This is a genomic window from Acinetobacter calcoaceticus (genome assembly GCF_051947995.1).
GTDB lineage: Bacteria > Pseudomonadota > Gammaproteobacteria > Pseudomonadales > Moraxellaceae > Acinetobacter.
In genome coordinates this window covers 494,226-516,219 of the sequence record NZ_JBLVVH010000002.1, presented here as the reverse complement: position 1 = coordinate 516,219, position 21,994 = coordinate 494,226, and the positions used below count along the sequence as shown (strand labels likewise).

Genomic DNA, 21,994 nt, shown 5'->3' with positions numbered 1-21,994 from the left:
TGCGAATATTTCTTATCTTCAAATACTGAAATATTGATGATTTAGAAGAAAACAATGTTACTGAGCAGTTTAGAATCTGTACCCGGCCATGAAATTTTACGTCAGCTTGATGTGGTTTATGGCAGCACCGTCCGCAGTAAGCATGTCGGACGTGACCTGATGGCGGGTTTAAAGAATATTGTCGGCGGTGAACTAACAGGCTATACCGAACTACTCGAAGAGTCACGCCAAGAAGCCACACAACGGATGATTGATAAGGCACAAGCTTTAGGTGCCAATGCCATTGTGGGCATCCGTTTCTCGACCTCAAATATTGCCCAAGGCGCGTCTGAGCTGTTTGTTTATGGTACAGCGGTGGTGGTGCAGCCTGTTGCGCCTAAACTCCCTGATCCATTCGGCGCATAGGCAAGCATATGGAAGGATTAATTTTTCAGATTGTCCTGTTTCTGATCCTGTTTACTGTGGGTTGGGGCTTTGGTCGCCATATCGAGCAAAAACACCTACGTGAACTGGACCAGAAAGAACAACAGTTCGCCCATATCCGGATTGATACCAATCGCTTCGTACATCCCACAGCACCCGGGCAAATGATCAGCAGTAATGTGGTGATCTCTCACGATTATTTTAAATATGTACTGGCCTCCATTCGCAACTTCTTTGGGGGGCGTCTGGTCAGCTATGAAAGTGTCGTAGAACGTGCGCGTCGTGAAGCTGTGGTTCGCCTGAAGCAAGAAGCGCATGCCATGGGAGCCAAACAGATTATGGGGGTTCGCCTCAGTACCACAGAACTGGGAATGCAAGGTGGCATGGTTGAAGTGTTTGCTTATGGAACGGCAATCATCGAATAAGCTGTTCTAGTCGCATATTCTCAAGCCGCAACAGACATATCGAACACAATAAAAAATGCCTCATGACTCGAGGCATTTTTTATGACTAGGATTTTTAGGTTAATGAAATAAAACGATCGCCTTTTGTAAGGTAAAGCAAATGCCTGCCAGCAAAGGCAGACCAACCACCAGCCAAGCCAGTACCACAGTAATTGTCTTGGAAGGTGCATGTGTTACCTCATGATTCAGACTGGAATCTTGCGGTAATTTCTCGTGAGCCAAGGCCTTCTCGGCAGCCAATTCAGCTTCAGTCATGTATTGATCTTCATCAACCGGCTTGACCATTAAATTGAGGACAAATCCAATGGCTAGCATAGCCGCTAAAATATACATGGTCGTATCATAAGATTGGGCTTGAGCCACGCCATGCGCCAGTTGATAATCTCGAATATTGGTAATCAGTAAGGTGCCCAATACCCCTGCCACAGACCATGCAGTCAATAGACGCCCATGAATTGCCCCGACCATTTGGGTACCAAAAATATCCGCCAGATAAGCAGGTACCGTGGCAAAGCCCCCGCCATACATGGACAGAATGACGCAGAAAGCTAAAACGAATAAAGGAAGGTTTTCGGCATGAGCCAGTTGTGGGATCGAAACGTATAATAAGAAGCCCAAGGCCAGAAAAATAAAATAGGTATTTTTACGACCAATAAAATCTGATGCAGATGCCCAGAAGAACCGCCCACCAATATTAAATAATGACAGTAAACCGGTAAATCCTGCGGCAAAGGTCGCAATCTGCATTTTTTGTTCGGTGTTTAATTCATTGATCCCGATCTCTAAACCGATCAGACGTCCACCAAACACTTCCTGCAACAACGGAGACGCCATCGCTAAAATGCCAATACCTGCCGAAACATTTAAGCACAGTACGCCCCAAATCAGCCAAAACTGCTTGGTTTTCCATGCCTTATTTAAATGTACATGACGACTGGTAACCAGCGCATGCGCTTGGCTTGCTGCGGGTTGCCAACCACTCGGTTTCCAGTTTGAAGGCGGAATCCGATAACCGAATGCGCCTCCCATCATAAAAACAAAATAAATGGCGGCTAAGACCAGAAAGGTTTGCCATACCCCCACCGAAACATCGGTCGCGAAAAACTTCATCAACTGATCCGCGAGCGGCGCGCCAATCATGGCACCGCCACCAAAGCCCATGATCGCAAGACCAGTGGCGAGACCTCGACGGTCCGGGAACCACTTGATCAGGGTAGATACAGGCGAAATATAACCCAGTCCCAGCCCGATGCCTCCCACTCCCCCTCCTAGCCACAACAGCCATAACTGATGGGTATATATACCTAGCGCCGCCAGAATCAAACCACCCGCCCAGCAAAATGCCGCAACCACACCCGCCTTTCGTGGCCCGGCATGCTCAAGCCACCCCCCAAATAAAAAGGCAGATGAGCCCAGGAATACAAAAAACAAGGTGTACATGATGCTTAGGGTAGACACTGTCCAATCACAGGTTGTGGTGAACAGTTGTTCAAGCAAACCGATATCTTTACATTCAATCGGCGCATCAATTCCCAGAGCTTTGGATAAGGGCAACCAAAATACGGAAAAGCCATAGGCCATACCAATACTGAGATGAATTGCCAGTGCGGCAGGTGGCAGTAGCCAACGGTTATAGCCCGAGTGGGCAATCGTACGTTCCTTGGCCAAAAGTGAAAGTCGTCGTTCCATCTACAATCTCCATACCTTCACGATTAAAGTGAGGCAAGCTTTTTTCATTTTTGTGCAACCCTAAGCAGCGCTCAGACCTGCTTGCTACGGTGTGGTTCTATTGGGGCAAAGCTCAATCGACCTACCGATTGTGCATAACATCCGTCATTTGGATTAAACCGCTTTTACCAATTAAAAATAAAGAAATAATTTAATAAATTTTAACGGTCCTGTGTCATATACAGGACCTTGGCCCTATTCTGCAAAAATCGCCTGCCAGTAGTGATAGGTTTTTTCTTCGCCATTGTCCAGCTTAAACTCATACGACAGCTGACGTGTTTCCGCGATTTCAAACTCAACGGGATGCTTGAATAGAGCACCTGCATAAGCAAAGCTATGATATTCGCCATTTTCACCACAGACATCCACCTCCGCTGGCATGCGTTCAAGCAAAGCGGCATCAATATCCTGCCCGATAAAGGAGTCATCAAGTTTGCTGGCATCGGTCACGATAATTTTGGTTTTGATTCCTGAATCCAGAAAATCCTGCATCACCTCAGCGGAGTTCAGATTCCAGATTGGTTCCACCACTTCAATGCCTAAAGGGTGCAAACGGTCTTCACGATATTGCCGCACGTCGCTCAGGTAAATATCGCCAAAGATAAAATGCTCAACCCCTTGCGCCTTAAAGTGATTGGCGGCGTCCAGCATACGTTGTTCATATACGGGAAGGATCTTGGGCAGAAATACAGGATAAAGCGGAATGCCAATACTTTCAGCCTGCTTTTCAAGCAATGTATGCGGAATGGCATGCATCGAAGACAATTCCGTTTCTTCATTGACCGTGGTTAATAAAGCGATAACCTGAAACTCTTTTTCTTGTAAGACCTTATACAAGGCCAAAGCAGAGTCTTTGCCCCCGCTCCAGTTAAAAATGGCTTTCTTGCGGCTATCTACTGTCATTTCATTCTACCTTTTGCATCTATTAGTCAGACCAGATTCTTCATTATTTCAGGCAACTACATGATGCTTGTGACATATAAAAGCAATAGTAAAGTTAAGCCCGCAAACACCCAAATCACACGAGGCAAAACTGTTGGTTTCTTTTTAATCATAATCAGCAAAACAATCAGACTGACTAAAAAGCTGATCGGTGCTGTCAACATAAAAACGAAGATCGCGGCATAGCCCTTGCCACCTTCAAAGTCTGCCATATTAAACGTGAATAGCCAGCTCAATCCGCCACCCACAACAATGCTGGCGGGTAACGCAAGCAACACATAGCCGACAATAGAGGCAATCGATACACGATGGTCAGAGACAGAGTCAGGCAAACGCGGGCTATCGACCATGACGACTCACTTTTAAATACGCCATTGTGATGCTTACTTCACTTTCATTTTGCGGATCATTTTATACAGCAAACCCGGCGATAAACGCGACACCAGTACGCCGAGGTGCTCTTTTTTACCCCCCACCACAATGTATTCGTCCCCTGCCATCAAGGATTCCACCACCCGTTCGGCAAATACATCGGCATCCAGACCATTTTCAATCGCTTCATCCTGATGGCCTTGCGGTTTACCTTCACCGTTTAAGGCATTGAAAGACACATTGGTTTTGACAAAACCCGGAAAGACCACTGACACTTCAACTCCGTCATTGGCAACTTCGGCACGTAAGCTATTGGCCCACATGTGAATGGCAGCTTTGGCTGCTGAATAAGTCGCGCGATATTGAGTACCGAGTAGCCCTGCAACACTGGAGACAAATACTACACGGCCTGATTTTTGTTTCAGGAAAGTCGGCAATACGGTCTTGGTAAAGAACACTTGCGAGAAATAATCGACTTCCATAATGGCACGTTCAGTATGCATGGTGGTGTCCTGAATCAAGGCACGCTGGCTCAGACCGGCATTATTGATCAGCCAGTCAATCCGTCCCTTTGCTGCCAGCACCTGTTCATGCGCATGACGTACCTGCGCTTCGTCGGTAATATCGGCAGCAATCGAGAGATGCTGTTCAGGCTTGAGTAACCCGACCCGTACCGCTTCCAGCTCATCATAACGGCGTGAGGTCAAAACCACCTGCGCGCCTTGCAATGCACATTCACGTGCCAGCGCTTTGCCTAAACCCGATGAAGCACCGGTAATCCAGACCACTTTATTTTCAAGACTTTTAAGTTTTGCCATTTTTTATATCCTGCCTATGCTGAATGACGCATGAATTTGAGGAAGTAATCCACATAGGTTGCAGCCAGTTGCTGATCAATCTGGGTACTTAATTTTTCCAGACGCTTATAGCCCAGATGCGTGGTCATGTTAATCACGCCATTTAAGGTTTTATCCACCACAAAATTGAACTTTAAACATTTTTTTGGCTCACGAATCAGGTGATCAACCCCTGCATCAATGACTTCGGTGAGTAATTTAAGTGACTTTGAAATTTCGTTATGATCGCCATTGGCCAGTTTCTGGCTAGATGCCTTGACCTGCTCGGCCAACGGCTGCTTGACCGGATAGGTCATATAAACCGTTTCATCTTCGATCTGTAAGGTTTTGGAAAGATATTCAACCAGCGGAATTAAACGGTCATTACCAAAAAATGAAATCGACCACGGCATATATTTACGAATGGCATCCAGAATCTGCTGAATCACTTTTTCAGATTCGCCTGTTTGCGAATATTGCTGATTTTCTTGTAATAAAACGATAAAAACCTGTTCCATGACTTCACAGGCCATCTCGGACAAGACACTGCCTAAAGCACTGGCCTGGCTTTCTTTACTCCCTTGCAATAATTGTGTCCGAATATGTGCAAAACGTGCATAAGTATCCGCATGAATATTTAAAAAAACGGCGGTGTTCATTCTAATAACCCTAATTGTTAGATTGAAAAAAAAGAGCTTGTTGAACAAGCCCTTTTTATCCAATCTATTTTTCTATCGTTTTTGGCGTTGTATCCGCCGAATTTATCACACTCTATTCGCTATCGACATGCATAAATGCTAAAAAATGGTTCACACAATCGGTTGCAGCATTGCTATCGACCTGATCGCTCATTTTTTCCAAACGTTTATAACTGAGATGCGCCGTCATATTAATCACCCCGTTCAGGGTTTTATCCACCACGGTATTAAAGTGAAGACATTTTTTCGGTTCACGGATCAGGCTGGTTACGCCCAGATCTACAATCTGGATCAAGGTCTGGAACACATCGACCATATCACTGATTTCATTATTCTTGAGTCGGGTCACCAAGGCATGTGCCTGTTGTACCAAATGTCGGTCAATCGGATAAGATACATAGACCTGCTCATCGTGATACTTGATCATATCGGAAAAATAGTTGGCAAAGGGACATAGCCGTTCATTGCCAAAAAATGAAATCGACCAGGGCATATATTTACGTACTGCGCCAATAATCTGCTGGATGATTTTTTCAGATTCAGCCGTATATTTTTGCGTTAACTGGGTCGGCTGGCGATTCTGTATAAGCAACACTGAAAAGACCTGCTCAACAATATCACAGGCGATTTCCGACAATACCTCTCCCAGCAGACGAGCCTGACTTTCAGACGTCCCTGCATTCAATTGCTGGCGAATTGTTTCAAACTGTCCATGTGTAACTTCATTAATCTTCAACAGAATTGAATAACTCATGAGCCTCATCCCTTTTTAGTTTTCGCATTTTTATATTGTTGTTTTACGCATCAATATTTTTGAGTTATGTGATGCATCACACATAAATCTAATCTTATTTGTTTAAAAATCCAACGCCTTTCATCGGTTTTATGAGAAAAAATCAAAGTTTATAAGTGCCTTATCAGGATTTAGCCCGTCTTGCCTGCATTCAGATCATCTGCGCTAAAGAAACTGGATGTGCTCTCATGTCACTGCAACAAACTGGAATGCAGACATTATTTGAGCGGCTCTATTGAATCGGCGATGGCATGCTGAAAGACCTACAGAAGCGAGGATTTTTTGCTACAATAGATGCAATTTTTTATTCAATTTTAATCTTCTGTACTATGACTGACGCTCAATCTGCTCAAAATATTGCAACCACTTACGATCCAACCGAGATCGAAAAGAAGTGGTATCAAATCTGGGAACAACAAGGTTACTTCAAGCCTTCAGGTCAAGGTGAATCATTCTGTATCATGATTCCACCACCGAACGTCACCGGTAGCTTGCACATGGGTCATGGCTTTAACAATGCCATCATGGATGCCCTCACCCGTTATAACCGTATGATGGGTAAAAATACCTTATGGCAACCGGGGACTGACCACGCAGGGATTGCAACGCAGATGGTGGTCGAGCGTCAATTGGGTGCGCAAAACATCAGCCGTCATGACCTGGGCCGTGAAAAGTTCATCGAAAAAATCTGGGAATGGAAAGAACAGTCAGGCGGTACCATTACCCGTCAGATCCGTCGTCTCGGCTCGTCTGTAGACTGGTCACGCGAACGTTTCACCATGGACGAAGGTCTATCCAATGCAGTGAAAGAAGTATTCGTCAAACTGCATGAAGATGGCTTGATCTATCGCGGTAAGCGTCTGGTTAACTGGGACCCGAAACTACAAACTGCGCTGTCTGATCTCGAAGTTGAGTCAGATAAAGAAGAAGCAGGTTCATTGTGGCACTTCAAATATTTCTTTGAAGACAAGTCTCTGCGTACCCACGATGGTAAAGATCACATCGTTGTGGCAACCACACGTCCTGAAACCCTATTGGGTGATACTGCTGTTGCGGTGGCGCTGGATGATGAACGCTATGCACATCTTGTGGGCCAGAACATTATCCTGCCAATTACCGGCCGTGCTGTTCCAATCGTTAAAGACGAATATGTCGACAAAGAATTTGGTACGGGATGTGTAAAAATCACCCCTGCGCACGACTTCAATGACTATGAAGTGGGTAAGCGTTGTGAATTGCCAATCATCAATATCTTCAATAAAAATGCAGAAGTTCTGGCCGAGTTTGAATACATTGCCAAAGCCGGCGAGCAGATTTCTAAAACCATTGCTGCGCCAGCAGACTATATCGGTTTAGAACGTTTTGAAGCGCGTAAGAAACTGGTTGAACAGGCTGAAGCTGAAGGCTGGTTAGAGCAGATCCAACCGTATACCTTGAAACCACCTCGCGGTGACCGTTCTGGTGTGATCATTGAGCCACTATTGACTGACCAGTGGTATGTGAAGATTGCGCCATTGGCAGAGCCTGCAATCGAAGCGGTGAAAGATGGCCGTATCAAGTTTGTTCCAGAGCAATACAGCAACATGTATATGGCGTGGATGAACAACATTCAGGACTGGTGTATTTCACGTCAGTTGTGGTGGGGTCACCGTATTCCAGCCTGGTACGATGCTGAAGGCAATGTATATGTGGGTCGTGACGAAGCTGAAGTTCGTGCCAAAAATAACATCCCTGCGGATACAGCCCTGAACCAGGATGAAGATGTACTGGATACATGGTTCTCTTCTGCCCTGTGGACCTTCTCGACCTTAGGTTGGACCGGTGATGCAGAGAAAGATGCGGCTAATGATTTCCTCAAAACTTTCCACCCGACTGATGTGTTAGTGACTGGTTTTGACATCATCTTCTTCTGGGTTGCACGTATGATCATGATGACCCTGCACTTCATGAAAAATGAAGACGGGACATCTCAGATTCCATTCAAGACCGTTTACGTGCACGGCCTGGTCCGTGATGGCGAAGGTCAGAAGATGTCAAAGTCTAAGGGTAACGTGCTTGATCCACTTGACCTGATTGACGGTATCGATCTTGAAAGCCTTGTTGCAAAACGTACTACAGGTTTGATGAATCCGAAACAGGCAGCGAAGATTGAGAAATCAACGCGTAAAGAATTCCCGGAAGGTATTCAGGCTTACGGTACAGATGCGGTTCGTTTCACTTTCTGTGCGCTTGCCAATACCGGTCGTGACATCAAGTTCGACATGAAACGTGTTGAAGGCTACCGTAACTTCTGTAACAAGATCTGGAACGCGACCCGTTTCGTATTGATGAATGTGGAAGGTCAAACTGTGGGTCAAGAAGCACGTCCTGATCTTTGGGAACTGCCTGAACAATGGATCATGAGCCGTCTGCAAAAAGCAGAAGCTGCGGTACATCAAGCATTCGCGACCTATCGTTTAGATCTTGCTGCACAAGCAATCTATGACTTTATCTGGAATGAATACTGTGACTGGTATGTTGAGTTAACCAAGCCAGTTCTGAACGATGCCAATGTCTCTGAAGAGCGCAAGGCTGAAGTTCGCCGTGTATTACTTGCAGTAATGGAAGCCTCTTTACGTTTGGCTCATCCATTGATGCCGTATTTGACTGAAGAAATCTGGCAAACGCTTGCGCCGATGTTGGGCAAAGGCGGTGCTACGATTATGACTGCGCAATACCCTGTGCCTGATCAAGCGAAAATCAATGATCAAGCTGAAGCAGATATGCAGTGGTTACAAGGTCTGATTGGTGCAGTACGTAATATCCGTGGTGAAATGGGCTTGGGTAATGCGCGTTTATTGCCGGTATTGCTGCAAAACATTTCTGATGCTGAACGTGAGCAAATCACGCGTATCGAAGCGTTATTTAAGGCATTGGCGAAAGTTGAAAGCATTACTTTCTTGGCACAAGATGAAGAACCACCGCTTTCTTCTTCAAGTGTTGTCGGTCATGCATCGGTATTTGTACCAATGAAAGGTTTGATTGATCCTAAAGCTGAATTGGGTCGTTTGCAGAAGGACTTGGATAAGGTTCAAAAGCAACATGATCAAATTGCCAATAAACTTTCGAATGAAGGTTTTGTCGCGAAAGCACCGGCAGCGGTTGTTGAAGGTGAAAAGGTTAAACTGGCTGAGTTTGCTGATCAGTTAGTGAAGATTAAGCAAAGTATGGAACATATTGCTGCTCTGTAAAGTATTGTAATCTTAAAATTAATATGTAATATAAAGGGCTGATTATTCAGCCCTTTATTCTTAAATACATGAAAGATTTTTTCCAAGACTTTTTTACCAAAAATGTTACTAATAATGATAATAGAACTGTTAACAATAATATTGTAATTGAGGGTGAAAATAATCCATTTGAGAAATCTAAAGATGGAGAGCATCTTAGCCGGTTGAAAAGTGTTTATGAAATTACTATAGCAACAAGAAACTTAGAAATTGGACAATTAGTTCAAAGAAATAATTTTTTTATGATATTTCAGGGTGTCTTATTTGCATGCTTAATTTATTCAAGCAATACTGTCCCGTACGTCCATCTAATTCTTTGCTCGGTAGGATTTTACGTTGCATACTCTCAGACTGCTGTTGCAGCTGGAGCTAAATATTGGCAAGAGTTTTGGGAGAAAAAATTAGAAACTATAGAACAGCATCTCTTAACATTTTATAAAAAAGATGAAAAAAATCTTGCCGTAGATAATAATCTAACAGAGTTTTATCAACTTTTCTCTACAGAACAATCAGAAATAAATAGTGATGTTATAAAACAATTAGATAGAAACATAGAAAAAGATAGCTGTAGAGCTAAAATAAATAATTTCTGGCATTCAATCTTAAATAAAAAAATTATAAATTACTTTACTTTTTTAAAAGTAATTTATAGTAGAGAACTAATATTAAATAAACCTTCCGTAAGCAAAATTCCGATTCGCGTTGGGCGTTTTTTCATGATAACGTGGGGACTATTATTTATTTCTACATTATGGCTCCCAAATAAATGGCTAGAAGATAAAAATTTGAATGAAAATTATTTACGAGGTTTTCCAACACACAAAGAATCAGCTAAGCAAGAAATATATTTTTCATCTACTAATGCACTTGGTAATACTGAAACACCACTAAATATTCATATAAAAGACCTAGAAAAATTAAATGATAATCAACCTATTAATATTGAACTATCAATTAATGGTAAAAGAATTGAAGCTAAAGGAGTAATTAAATGAGTGGATATGATTTGGAACAAAAACTCGTTATCGGTTTAGCTTCGAGTGCCCTATTTAACTTAGAAGAATCCGATGAAGTATTTAGAACAAAAGGTGAACTTGTATACAGAGAATACCAACATAAAAATGAAAATGTGATTCTAGACCTAGGCGTTGCATTCCCTTTTATTCAGCGCCTTCTAAGTTTAAATAGTATTTTTCCTAAAGATAAGCCATTTGTAGAGGTTATTTTACTTTCTAGAAATGATCCAAACACTGGTTTGCGAGTTATGAACTCTATTGAGCATTATGGCTTAAATATAAAAAGAGCAATTTTTTTACAAGGTCGAACACCTCATAAATATATTGATGCTCTGAATATCAGTTTATTTTTGTCTGCTAATGAAACTGATGTAAACCAAGCAATTACCGCTGGTTACCCCGCTGGCTTAATTCTAAAAGGCAATATCTTTGATATTGAACACGATGAAGAATTACGAATCGCTTTCGACTTTGATGGTGTCATAGCAGATGATTCCTCAGAACAAGTCTATAAAGAAAGTGGGCTTTCAGCATTTATTGAAAATGAAGAAAATTTAGCTAATCAACCTGCAAATATTGGTCCTTTACATAAATTATTGAAAGAACTTTCAACTTTACAAAAAGAAGAAATTAAATATCAGTCTCAAAATTCTGATTATAAAAGTAGATTAAGGCTTTCAATTGTTACAGCAAGAAATGCACCTGCCCATAAAAGGGTCATAAACTCTTTAAGAGCGTGGGGAATAGATACAATAAACGAAGCATTTTTCTTAGGCGGCATTGAAAAACGTAGAGTTTTAGAAATATTAAATCCTCATATTTTCTTTGATGATCAAGTTACCCATTTAGAAAAAACAGCAGATAGCATCGCTTCTGTTCACATTCCTTTCGGAATAGCTAATAAAAAACTTGATCTAGCTGATCAAAAAACTCCTACAATTACTGACTCTTATTAATGATAGCAAGAAGTATCGTTACCCTGTCCTTGGCAAACTGGGTTTAATACATCAAAGCACTCCATGCTCCAACAACATCTCCACCCCACTCACTTTTTTCATCTGCTTTAAACGCTCTTTTTCCCACTTCAACTGCTGCTTTAACTCAGCACAATCTGCATCTATGGCTTTATATACATCACTGATATGCAGATTCTCAGCTTTGACTTTTTTCGCCAACTGAAAAGAATCTAAAATCTCATTAATTTGACTTTCAAGCTGCTGACTCTGCGCATCCAAAGCCAGTTTATAAAACTTCACTTGCTCCGCAGATAACTCTTTAGTGCCTACACCCTTATTCTGTTCAAGCTGTAATTGAAGCTTGAGCAAGTAAAATAAATCCTGCTGTTCATAGGCCTGACTGGCCTGCTGAAACAACTCGGTTTTTTCTTCTTTTTTGGACTCGTCTTGCTCACGATCAGGGTGAATCATGGCAGCAATTTTTAAATACACCGTTTTCAGCGACTGCGCTGCCATCTGCTCAGCTTGTTCACGTTTCTGTTGCTGTCGAAGTTGCTTGGCTTGTTCTCGGGCTTGTTGTTGCTCGGCTGCATACTGCTCAAAGTCATCCTCTTCTTCTGGTGCCGTACTTTGCTCATAACTTTGATGCTGTTCCAAATTGGCTGACTGTACTTTTTTATTCTTTTTAGCCAATTGCTGGGCATGTTGCTGATAAAAAGTATCAATCTGCTTGACCAGTTTTAACTGTTCATCCTTCAACATTTTGGAACGCTTTAGCATCTGTGCAAGCTGGGCGATTTTTTCATCCAGTTGCTGCATATCGGCTTTGGAAAACTCATGCTGTTGTAACAACATCCAAAGCTGATCCAACTGCTGAAACAGGATGTCATGCAGCTCACCATACACAGGCATCAGTTTTTGTCGTGTGTGCTGTTGAATCTCGGCTTGGGCATTTTGCCATGTGGCAAGGCTGATTTTTTGCTGTTCTATTTGATCAATCAGGCGATTCAGCTTTTTCTGCTGTGCAGAAGGTTCAACCCTTGGCTTTAAACTGACTTTAAGATCAAAAGACATCACACATCTGCCTAAAAATAAAAAAGTGTAGCAATAATCAACCGACAAAGTCAGCAAACACTTTCAATATCGTGTTTGGACAAAAAAATCGCTTAACTAAGCTTTACTCATCGCCAAATAAGGCATTGGCTGAAACGACTTTGGTGATTTTAACTTTATCCTGTTTCAGCAAGGGATAGATTTTTTGTCTCAGTGCATCACTGGTCATCGTGCCATTCAAATTCAGTAACACAGGTTCTTCACTCAGAGAGCCTTTACCCAAGTACTCTTGATTCAAATCATTGGTGGTTGCCTGATTGACCACCACAAAATATCCGTCAATACCTTTGACCTGACCACAGGCCAAACTTTGTGGTGACCAATCCCCTTGGCGAATCACTTTTTGCAACGTATAGCCTTTGTTTTTTAATTGCTGAATTTGCGCTGCTGTTGCGATGGGAAAATCAATGCGCTTTTGCTGTCCTTTCCAGTTCACCAGCAAATGACTGGATTGACAGGATTCACGCATGACGCCGCCACTGCCTCTCAACGTACCTTCGTCTGGATCAAAACAGGACGAGATCACTTGAAAAGTCGCTTCACCACAATGCAACGGCGCAGATTGATACGTCTTGAATGGCGTTGCTTGGACTTGGTTTATTTGAGTTAAACAGACTGATAAAAAGCAAAAACTGACAAATTTATTGTTCATATGAAGTCGTATTAGAATTAAAGGCTGATTCATTGTAACAGATGAAAAAATTAAACGAATTGCGCTGTGCTAGCTCATTACTTTGATTTCATAAAAAAGCCGCTATATTCAGCGGCTTATGCAATCACATACACAGCTTACTGTGCAGTATATCCCCCATCCATCACCACCGCCTGTCCTGTAATCCCTGCGCCTTTGCTGCTGGCAAGGAAAATCGCATAGTCGGCAATTTCTTCAACGCTAAGTAGACGCTTCTGCGGCACCATGGCTAAAATCACATCTTCCAGAGCACTTTCCAGACTCACATTACGGGTTTTGGCCAAATCCGCAATTTGCCCACGTACCAACGGCGTATCGACATAGCCTGGGCAGAGTGCATTCACGGTAATCCCGTCACGCGCACATTCCAGAGCTGCCACTTTGGTCAAACCAATCACGCCATGCTTGGCGCTGTTATACCCCGCCTTACCTGCAAAACCAATCAAGCCATTAATCGAAGACATATTGATAATACGACCATATTGCTGTGCTTTCATGATTGGAAACGCATGTTTAATCCCGATAAATGAACCTGTCAGCATCACCTGCACCAGTTTCTGGTAAATCTCGGTTGAGAAGTCTTCAATCGCTGCAACATGCTGAAAACCGGCATTATTGATCAGGATATCCAGATGCCCAAAGGTTTGTGTGGTCAAATCAATCGCTGCTTTATAGGCCTGTTCATCAGTTACATCACAAGGCGCAGACAAGGCTTCAAACCCTTGCTGTTTTAACTGTTCCACCGCTTGCTGGCATTTCTCGGCATTGACATCAGAAATCACCACTTTGGCACCTTCCTGCGCAAATTTTTTCGCAATTTCCAGACCAATGCCACTGGCTGAACCGGTAATAAAGGCCACTTTGTCTTCAAGTTGTTGAGTCACGGTGCTACTCCTGTTTTTGTTTATCTGGATTGCTCGCCCTCAGTACGGACAAGCTCAAATTAAAATATGTCTTATACAATCCCGAACCATGTAAAGGCAGCAATCACCACAAATACCGCCAAGGTTTTAATAATCGTAACTGCGAAAATATCTTTATAGGATTGCTTATGGGTTAAGCCTGTGACCGCAAGTAAGGTAATTACTGCGCCATTATGCGGCAGTGTGTCCATACCGCCCGAGGCCATCGCCACCACACGATGCATCACTTCTGGTGGAATCCCGGCAGCCACAATGGCAGCGTTATAGGTTTCTGCCATCGCACTTAAAGCAATACTCATCCCACCCGAGGCTGAACCGGTAATGCCTGCCAATACGGTCGTGGTCACAGCTCCATTGACCAAAGGATTGGTGAATGTGGTACCGAGTGCATGACTAATCAAAGCAAAACCCGGCAATGCCGCAATAATCGCACCGAAACCATATTCTGAAGCAGTATTCATCACTGCCAATAATGAACCACTGATACTGGCATTCACCCCTTCTTTAAAGTTGGTGACCACACGCTGATAATCAAACAAGATCGCCGCAATAATCCCGACAATCAAGGCCAAACCGACTGCCCAAATCGCCCCTGTTTTTGCCACATCAACCGTGTAGTTGGCTAAACCAATGGCATTAAAATCAAAGCCATTCGGATACCATTCTTTGATGGCTGTGGACAGATAACGGTTCATCACCGCAACCAGAATCAACGGCACAAAGGCCATGCATTGACGCAGCACTGAACTATTGCTTTGAGTTGATGATTCAACATCGGCAGTCGTTTGCGTGGCTACATTTTCAATAGCAAAACCTGCATAGCCTTCACCTGCACGAGCCGCAGCTTTACGGCGTGACTCCAGATACAGCAGCCCCATACCCAAGACAAAGATCGCCCCGATCACACCTAAAAACGGTGCAGCATAGATATTGGTGCCAAAGAACGTGGTTGGAATCACGTTCTGAATTTGTGGTGTCCCCGGCAAGGCATCCATGGTGAATGTAAATGCGCCTAAGGCAATAGTGCCAGGAATCAAACGTTTTGGAATATTGGCTTGCTGGAACAGCTGATTGGCAAATGGATAAATCGCAAATACCGCCACAAACAGGCTGACACCGCTATAGGTCAGAATCGCACCGAGTAAGACCACGGTTAAAATGGCTTTCTTTGCGCCAATCCAGTTGACAATGGTGCGGGCAATCGACTCGGCAATGCCCGACATTTCTACCACTTTGCCAAAGATTGCACCCAGTAAAAACACCAGAAAATAGTCTTTAATGAAATTGACCATCTTTGGCATGAAAACGCCCGAATAAAACGGCAATACATTGGCGGGGTTAATTAGAAAGACTGCCAGCAAGGCGCATAACGGCGCCATGAGAATGACAGAAAAACCGCGATAGGCCGTGTACATCAGCAGGCCTAAAGACAGCAGAATGACAAATAAGTCCCACATATTCTTTTACTCCATTCCAAAGAATATATGTCAGGGTCAACCAGATTATTTTTTTAATACTGTGTGGTGGTTATCCTAACCATAAATAAAATCAAGAAACTGCCGATGGCAGGACAGCATTTAAAAACAAAGCTACATGCTCAAACGTATTTTAAAATAGCATTAAAACCATAAAAAACAAGACGATTAAAACAAAATACATCATTTTAATTTTTATTAAAAATCAATATATTACAAAAACTAACAACAAACAATTTAATTGATTAATAAAACAAATTAACTATTAAATAATACTCATCAATCCATTTAAAGTATATTTAGCTGATTATTTTTAAAATCCATTTTTCGATATCGAGATAAAGTGAGTGAATAATCATTTGTCCTTGAGTTAAAAACAAACGGCTTGCCTTAAGCCAGCGAATTAACAAAAATGCCAGTCACAATGTGCTGTTTTTTTTATAAATTACACCATATAAATCAAAAACTTTCCGAACAGGCGACTGAACATGACACTTAAGCAACTCAAGGCATTTCTTGCGCTGACGCGTACCCTGAATTATGCAAATGCCTCTGCTGAACTGCATCTCAGTCAGTCTGCGTTAAGTTTGAGTATTAAATCACTGGAAGAAGAGCTGGGCGGCAAGCTGTTTAAACGCAATACCCGTCGGGTTGAACTGACACAGGAAGGAAAATCACTGATTCCCTATGCCAAGAAATTACTGGCCAACTGGGAGGATATGGAAAAAGACGTCAAGCAACGTTTTAAACTCAATCGCGGCACCCTCAATATTGCCTCGATGCCCTTTGTCACCCATGCGATTTTGCCGCAAGTGATTCATAGCTTCTTAGCCAAACACCCCAATATCAGCTTTTCCATTCATGATATTCCCAATGAGAAAGTACTGGAAAATGTTCAGGATGGTATTTTTGAAATTGGGATTTGTTTTGAGCCACCACGCAATGATCAACTGGAATTTAAACCCTTATTTGAGGAAGATTTTCTGGCGCTGTTGCCCAAGACACATCCACTGGCAGGTGCAGAATCAATCAGTTGGAAACAGCTGTGCGCCAATCCTTTTGTGACCTTACAGCATCCCTCCATTGTTCGGCATCTGATTGAAGAAAACTGTCTTAAAAACCATCTGACTTTAGATCTAAAAGTTGAATGTCATCAAATCAGTTCCCTCTCCAGCTTTGTAGCATTGGAAATGGGGGTCAGTGCCATCCCCCGCCATTTTCAGAATTTTATCGACAAGGAACATAATGTTCTGATTGAGATTGAGGACGGTAAACTGCCGCAGGCGATTGGCATTGTCTATAAAAAAGATTTTGAGCTTTCCAATATTTCAGCCGAGTTTATCGAGATCCTGCTACAACATGATTTTGGCTAAGTCCCTTCAGTTACCACACCAAGACCAACCCGCCCGTCATAGCACCTTTTTGAGTGAAATCGATGAGTTTTCTGGTATTAATGAGTTTCCCTCATTAATCCTTTAGAAATTTAAACTTCTGTAAATAATCCCTGAGTGCTAAAACTAATAGAAACCAAGGAATTTACAGGTGAAAAAAATGAATAAAGTCTATTCAACCGCAGCACTGGCACTACAAGATGTGGTGCAAGATCAGCAGACCTTTGCAGTGGGCGGTTTTGGCCTATGCGGTATTCCTGAGGCATTGATCCAGGCGCTAAAAGATACAGGTGTAACCGGCCTGACCTGTATTTCCAATAATGCAGGCATTGATGATTTTGGCTTGGGTGTGTTGCTCAAGACCCGACAAATTAAAAAAATGATCTCGTCTTATGTGGGCGAAAATAAAGAATTTGAACGCCAATATCTAAACGGCGAACTTGAGGTTGAACTCACCCCTCAAGGCACACTCGCTGAAAAATTACGCGCTGGTGGTGCAGGCATTCCTGCTTTTTATACTGCAACAGGTGCAGGTACCTTGGTGGCTGAAGGTAAGGAACAACGCGATTTTAATGGTCGTACCTATATCCTTGAACCGTCACTGACTGCAGACGTGGCACTGGTCAAAGCCTATAAAGCAGATAAAGCCGGCAATCTGGTATTCCGTAAAACCGCGCAAAACTTCAACCCTGAATGTGCCATGGCTGGAAAAATCACCATTGCCGAAGTTGAACAGATCGTTGAGATTGGCGAACTTGATCCAGATGAAATCCATTTAGCGGGCATTTACGTCAATCGTGTGGTACTGAACGCCACACCTGAAAAACGGATCGAACAAAAAACCCTAAAAGCACAGGACGCATAATCATGGCATGGACACGTGAACAAATGGCACAACGTGCCGCAAAAGAATTACAGGATGGTTTCTACGTCAATCTCGGTATTGGCCTGCCAACACTGGTTGCCAACTATATTCCAGAGGATATGGACGTGTGGCTGCAATCGGAGAATGGTCTACTCGGCATTGGCGAATTTCCAACTGAACAACAACTCGACCCTGATTTAATCAATGCAGGTAAACAGACCGTTACTGCACGTGCAGGTGCGGCCTTTTTCTCAAGCAGCGAATCCTTTGCCATGATCCGTGGTGGTCACGTCAATATCGCCATTCTGGGTGCCATGGAAGTCTCTGAACAAGGCGACCTCGCCAACTGGATGATTCCGGGCAAAAAGGTCAAAGGGATGGGCGGTGCCATGGATCTGGTTGCTGGCGTACAACGCGTGGTAGTGTTGATGGAACACAATGCCAAAGATGGTACCGCTAAAATCGTCAAACAGTGCAGCTTACCGCTCACAGGACAAAAAGTGGTGCATCGCATCATTACCGATCTGGGCGTACTGGATGTGGTTGCTGAAGGCATCCAACTGGTCGAGTTAGCCCCTGATGTGACTGAACAACAAATTCGGGAAGCGACGGGTGTGGAGCTGTTGATTGAAGCCCAAGCTTAACTGATTACTTCCTTTTATTTCCCTTATTGAAGTGATGCTTTCCGAGCATCACTTTTAGCCGTTTTTAGGCAACAAAAAATTCATTTAGGACAAATGAACTTTATAACAATCAAAGATGGATGCTTAAGATGAATAAACAACCTGCGCTGTTGGAGCGTTTCGCATTACGGATCAGTAACTGGTCGGAAAAATGGTTTCCAGACTCTTATATCTTTGCCTTACTCGGTGTCATCATTGTTTCATTCGCTGCAATCTGTATCGGTGCCCCGGTACAGGATGTCGCTAGTTCGTTCGGTAACGGTTTCTGGAGCTTAATTCCCTTTACCCTGCAAATGACCATGCTGATTATCGTCGGTTATGTGGTTTCTGTATCTGCGCCTGTGAAAAAACTGATTCAGATGATGGCCCGTATTCCGCATTCGGGACGTAGTGCCATTGTCTTGGTTGCCACCACAAGCCTGCTTATTTCACTGGTCAATTGGGCTGTCAGTACCATTTTGACCGCCTTACTGGTGATTGCACTGGCCAAGCGTAAAGAACTGCATATGGACTATCGGGCTGCCGCTGCTGCTGCCATTATTGGCATGGGCGCAACCTGGGCACTGGGCATCAGTTCGTCTGCGGCACAATTACAAGCCAATAAAGCCAGTCTGCCTGAGTCGATCTATAACCTAACCGGTGTGATTCCATTTACTGAAACCATTTTCCTGTGGCAATCGATGCTGATGACTCTAATCTTGGTGATTGTTTCGATTGCGATTGCCTACTGGTCGGCACCCAAAGGGAATAATGTCAAAACCATGCAGGATTTTGAGCTGAGTTTTGAAGAAGAGGAAAAAACTGAAGTCAAATCGACCCGACCAGGGGACTGGCTGGAAAACTCCCCCCTGTTGACCATTGTTGTGGTGGCATTAGGCCTGATCTGGATGTTTATCGAGTTTTCCAAAACCAATCCCATCATTGCCATTTCCAGTCTGAATACCTATAACTTTGTGTTTTTAATGTTAGGTCTGGCCTTACACCGTACCCCGCGTAATTTTCTCAATGCCGTCAGTCAGGCAGTGCCTGCGGTCTCAGGGATTCTGATCCAGTTCCCGCTCTACGGCAGTATTGCCTTTATTATGACGCAAGCCTTGAACGGCGAAGACCTATCACTATCGCACTACATTGCAGAGTTCTTTGTCTCGATTGCCTCCAAAGAAACTTTTGCCATTGTGATGGGCATTTATTCTGCGGTACTGGGTTTCTTTGTACCCTCTGGCGGCGGGAAATGGATTATTGAAGCGCCTTATGTGATGCAGGCGGCCAATGATCTACAAGTGCATTTAGGTTGGTCTGTACAGATCTATAATGCTGCGGAAGCTTTGCCCAACCTGATCAATCCATTCTTTATGTTGCCAATGCTAGGGATTTTAAAACTCAAGGCCAAAGACGTGATTGGTTTTACCGTCACACAACTGGTTGTTCATCTGCCTTTGGTGCTGTTTTTACTCTGGATTTTAGGCAGAACTTTAAGCTATACCCCACCTGTGCTGTAAATACGCAGGCTCGCCATCGTCAGGCATGATCGTCTATCCGATCAAGATAAAGCGTGACGGTGGTATGCTCGCTTGCGCTTGTTCATCAACTAAAAAATAAATGAAGTTTGCAAGATGATGTTGCATTCAAAACACCGCATAAACTGTGCTATTTTTAAGCAAACTGCACCACTATTCACCAAAATTACAAATTAATTTCTAAATTGGTGCACTTTTTGCATTATTTATTTCATTAAATTGGGCTGTTCCCCTACAGCCTGAGTTTTTAGATTTACTAAATCCTTTTTGGTGCAAAAAATGAATCAAAGCTATGCGCCAGAATCGAATTTAGCACTTTTTTTGAGCACCACTATGCAAAACGTAGATCTATTTTTCTTACTGCTCGGTGCAGTACTGGTATTGGCAATGCATGCTGGCTTTGCATTTCTGGAACTCGGCACAGTACGGCATAAAAACCAGGTGAATGCCTTAAGTAAAATCCTGACCGACTTCGCCATTTCAGCGATTGCCTACTTCTTTATCGGCTACTGGATTGCCTATGGTCAGAACTTTTTCCATGCAGGGAGCACCTTAGCCTCAGACCATGGTTATAACCTGATGCGCTGTTTCTTCCTGCTGACCTTTGCAGCAGCCATTCCGGCGATTATTTCAGGCGGGATTGCCGAACGTGCCAAGATGCGCTCGCAAGCGATTGCGACCCTGCTTTTGGTGGCTCTGATCTATCCCTTCTTTGAAGGCATGATCTGGAATGGCAACTATGGCTTGCAAAAGTGGCTAGAAAACACATTTGGTGCAAGTTTCCATGACTTTGCCGGTTCAGTTGTGGTGCATGCCATGGGTGGCTGGATCGCTTTGGCTGCCGTAATTTTACTGGGTGCTCGTCATGGTCGCTATAAAAATGATGGACGTGTCAGCGCACACCCACCGTCTTCAATTCCATTCCTCGCCTTAGGTTCATGGATCCTGATCGTCGGCTGGTTTGGCTTTAACGTGATGAGCGCTCAACGGGTTGAAGCCATTTCAGGTCTGGTCGCGATTAATTCACTGATGGCGATGGTCGGTGGCACCCTAGCCGCAAATTTTATGGGTAAAAATGACCCGGGCTTCTTACACAATGGTCCGCTGGCAGGACTGGTCGCGATTTGTGCAGGCTCAGACATTGTGCACCCTATTGGTGCATTATTGATTGGTGGCATCGCTGGTGCACTCTTTGTTTACCTGTTTACCTATACTCAAAACAAGCTGAAAGTCGATGATGTACTGGGGGTCTGGCCTTTACATGGCGTATGTGGTGCCTTTGGTGGGATTGCCGCGGGAATTTTTGGACAACAAGCACTCGGCGGGCTTGGCGGTGTTTCCCTTATTTCACAAATCATTGGTACCAGTCTGGGTATTATCGTTGCACTGGCTGGCGGCTTCCTGGTTTATGGTCTGTTAAAAGCCACGCTTGGACTGCGTCTTTCCCAGGAAGACGAGTATCGTGGTGCGGACCTTTCCATCCATAAAATTTCAGCGAACTCTGAAGAATCGATGTTCTAATGTTTATCCTATTTAAACGCGGCTGATCATGCCGCTTTTTTTATCTCTTCTTAAAAATACGGTCTCTTTAGGTCGTGGTGCCTAGACTTCCAGAACGGCAATGCCTGAATAAAGCCATCTATCCATACGGCATGAATGGCATAAATTATGCTTTATATATCCTGCATTTTTATCAGAATTCATTCATTTAAAAACTGCTTAATTCATCAACAGTTACCATTAACAAAACGGTAAACAATATCGCTTGAGCAATCGTATGCAAGTTGATTAAGATGAAAAATAATGTATTTTTTATGTTTAGAAAGAAAACATTATTTT

General features: G+C 43.4%; 20 protein-coding genes. 10 read left to right on the top strand and 10 right to left on the bottom strand.

All coding sequences use genetic code 11. The features are described 5' to 3' along the window. The first annotated feature begins 54 nt into the window (after positions 1-54). Together ACNQO6_RS05585 and ACNQO6_RS05580 are read left to right on the top strand one after the other, a co-directional pair. Positions 55-405, top strand: coding sequence for a YbjQ family protein (locus ACNQO6_RS05585; RefSeq protein WP_004775220.1), 351 nt, complete (start codon positions 55-57; stop codon positions 403-405). An 8-nt stretch (positions 406-413) separates the two neighbouring features. Beyond that, positions 414-848, top strand: coding sequence for a YbjQ family protein (locus tag ACNQO6_RS05580; protein ID WP_009511019.1), 435 nt, complete (start codon positions 414-416; stop codon positions 846-848). Between the two features lie 99 nt (positions 849-947). Here ACNQO6_RS05580 and ACNQO6_RS05575 read toward each other — a convergent pair whose 3' ends face one another. The 6 genes from ACNQO6_RS05575 to ACNQO6_RS05550 form a co-directional block, all read right to left on the bottom strand. Then, complete coding sequence (locus ACNQO6_RS05575; protein WP_440208334.1) at positions 948-2,576, bottom strand: OFA family MFS transporter; 1,629 nt, start codon at positions 2,574-2,576, stop codon at positions 948-950. A 234-nt stretch (positions 2,577-2,810) separates the two neighbouring features. Continuing rightward, a complete protein-coding gene (locus tag ACNQO6_RS05570) occupies positions 2,811-3,518 on the bottom strand; it encodes a diphthine--ammonia ligase (protein WP_440208333.1) in 708 nt (235 codons plus the stop codon). 56 nt (positions 3,519-3,574) lie between these two features. Further along, positions 3,575-3,907, bottom strand: a complete 333-nt coding sequence (locus ACNQO6_RS05565) for a hypothetical protein (RefSeq protein WP_440208332.1) — start codon at positions 3,905-3,907, stop codon at positions 3,575-3,577. 33 nt (positions 3,908-3,940) lie between these two features. Next, positions 3,941-4,747 carry an SDR family NAD(P)-dependent oxidoreductase gene (locus tag ACNQO6_RS05560; protein WP_005288594.1) on the bottom strand — a complete coding sequence of 269 codons (807 nt, stop codon included), beginning with the start codon at positions 4,745-4,747 and terminating at the stop codon, positions 3,941-3,943. Positions 4,748-4,761: 14 nt separating this feature from the next. Then, positions 4,762-5,424, bottom strand: a complete 663-nt coding sequence (locus tag ACNQO6_RS05555) for a hypothetical protein (protein ID WP_005227049.1) — start codon at positions 5,422-5,424, stop codon at positions 4,762-4,764. Positions 5,425-5,536: 112 nt separating this feature from the next. Next, complete coding sequence (locus ACNQO6_RS05550; RefSeq protein ID WP_005288597.1) at positions 5,537-6,217, bottom strand: hypothetical protein; 681 nt, start codon at positions 6,215-6,217, stop codon at positions 5,537-5,539. 368 nt (positions 6,218-6,585) lie between these two features. Here ACNQO6_RS05550 and ACNQO6_RS05545 point away from each other — a divergent pair, with 368 nt between their 5' ends. The 3 genes from ACNQO6_RS05545 to ACNQO6_RS05535 all read left to right on the top strand — a co-directional run bounded on the left by ACNQO6_RS05545 (position 6,586) and on the right by ACNQO6_RS05535 (position 11,497). Continuing rightward, positions 6,586-9,486: a valine--tRNA ligase gene (locus ACNQO6_RS05545; RefSeq protein ID WP_440208331.1), complete on the top strand. Its 2,901-nt coding sequence runs from the start codon at positions 6,586-6,588 to the stop codon at positions 9,484-9,486. Between the two features lie 68 nt (positions 9,487-9,554). Further along, positions 9,555-10,520, top strand: coding sequence for a RipA family octameric membrane protein (locus ACNQO6_RS05540; protein ID WP_440208330.1), 966 nt, complete (start codon positions 9,555-9,557; stop codon positions 10,518-10,520). Beyond that, a complete protein-coding gene (locus tag ACNQO6_RS05535; protein ID WP_440208329.1) occupies positions 10,517-11,497 on the top strand; it encodes a 5'-nucleotidase in 981 nt (326 codons plus the stop codon). The genes ACNQO6_RS05540 and ACNQO6_RS05535 overlap by 4 nt, the downstream gene beginning before the upstream one ends. A 51-nt stretch (positions 11,498-11,548) precedes the next feature. Here the strand turns inward: ACNQO6_RS05535 and ACNQO6_RS05530 are convergent, their stop codons facing one another. The 4 genes from ACNQO6_RS05530 to ACNQO6_RS05515 all read right to left on the bottom strand — a co-directional run bounded on the left by ACNQO6_RS05530 (position 11,549) and on the right by ACNQO6_RS05515 (position 15,681). Further along, the gene (locus ACNQO6_RS05530; protein ID WP_440208328.1) at positions 11,549-12,571 is read right to left on the bottom strand and encodes a molecular chaperone DnaJ; all 1,023 of its coding nucleotides are present in this window, start codon (positions 12,569-12,571) and stop codon (positions 11,549-11,551) included. A gap of 103 nt (positions 12,572-12,674) precedes the next feature. Further along, entirely contained in the window at positions 12,675-13,262 is a 588-nt protein-coding gene (locus ACNQO6_RS05525; protein ID WP_440208327.1) for a hypothetical protein, read from the bottom strand. Between the two features lie 137 nt (positions 13,263-13,399). Further along, positions 13,400-14,185, bottom strand: a complete 786-nt coding sequence (locus ACNQO6_RS05520; protein WP_440208326.1) for a 3-hydroxybutyrate dehydrogenase — start codon at positions 14,183-14,185, stop codon at positions 13,400-13,402. 71 nt (positions 14,186-14,256) lie between these two features. After that, positions 14,257-15,681 (bottom strand): GntP family permease, encoded by a 1,425-nt coding sequence (locus ACNQO6_RS05515; protein WP_440208325.1) that lies wholly within the window; start codon positions 15,679-15,681, stop codon positions 14,257-14,259. Between the two features lie 506 nt (positions 15,682-16,187). Between ACNQO6_RS05515 and ACNQO6_RS05510 the strand changes: the two genes are divergently transcribed. The 5 genes from ACNQO6_RS05510 to ACNQO6_RS05490 all read left to right on the top strand — a co-directional run bounded on the left by ACNQO6_RS05510 (position 16,188) and on the right by ACNQO6_RS05490 (position 21,676). Next, a complete protein-coding gene (locus ACNQO6_RS05510) occupies positions 16,188-17,072 on the top strand; it encodes a LysR family transcriptional regulator (RefSeq protein WP_440208324.1) in 885 nt (294 codons plus the stop codon). Between the two features lie 178 nt (positions 17,073-17,250). Next, positions 17,251-17,955 (top strand): CoA transferase subunit A, encoded by a 705-nt coding sequence (locus ACNQO6_RS05505; protein ID WP_262755501.1) that lies wholly within the window; start codon positions 17,251-17,253, stop codon positions 17,953-17,955. 2 nt (positions 17,956-17,957) lie between these two features. Further along, complete coding sequence (locus ACNQO6_RS05500) at positions 17,958-18,599, top strand: CoA transferase subunit B (RefSeq protein ID WP_032869884.1); 642 nt, start codon at positions 17,958-17,960, stop codon at positions 18,597-18,599. A gap of 128 nt (positions 18,600-18,727) precedes the next feature. Continuing rightward, entirely contained in the window at positions 18,728-20,137 is a 1,410-nt protein-coding gene (locus ACNQO6_RS05495; protein WP_440208323.1) for a short-chain fatty acid transporter, read from the top strand. Between the two features lie 351 nt (positions 20,138-20,488). Then, a complete protein-coding gene (locus ACNQO6_RS05490) occupies positions 20,489-21,676 on the top strand; it encodes an ammonium transporter (protein ID WP_440208322.1) in 1,188 nt (395 codons plus the stop codon). The last annotated feature ends 318 nt before the right edge of the window (positions 21,677-21,994 follow it).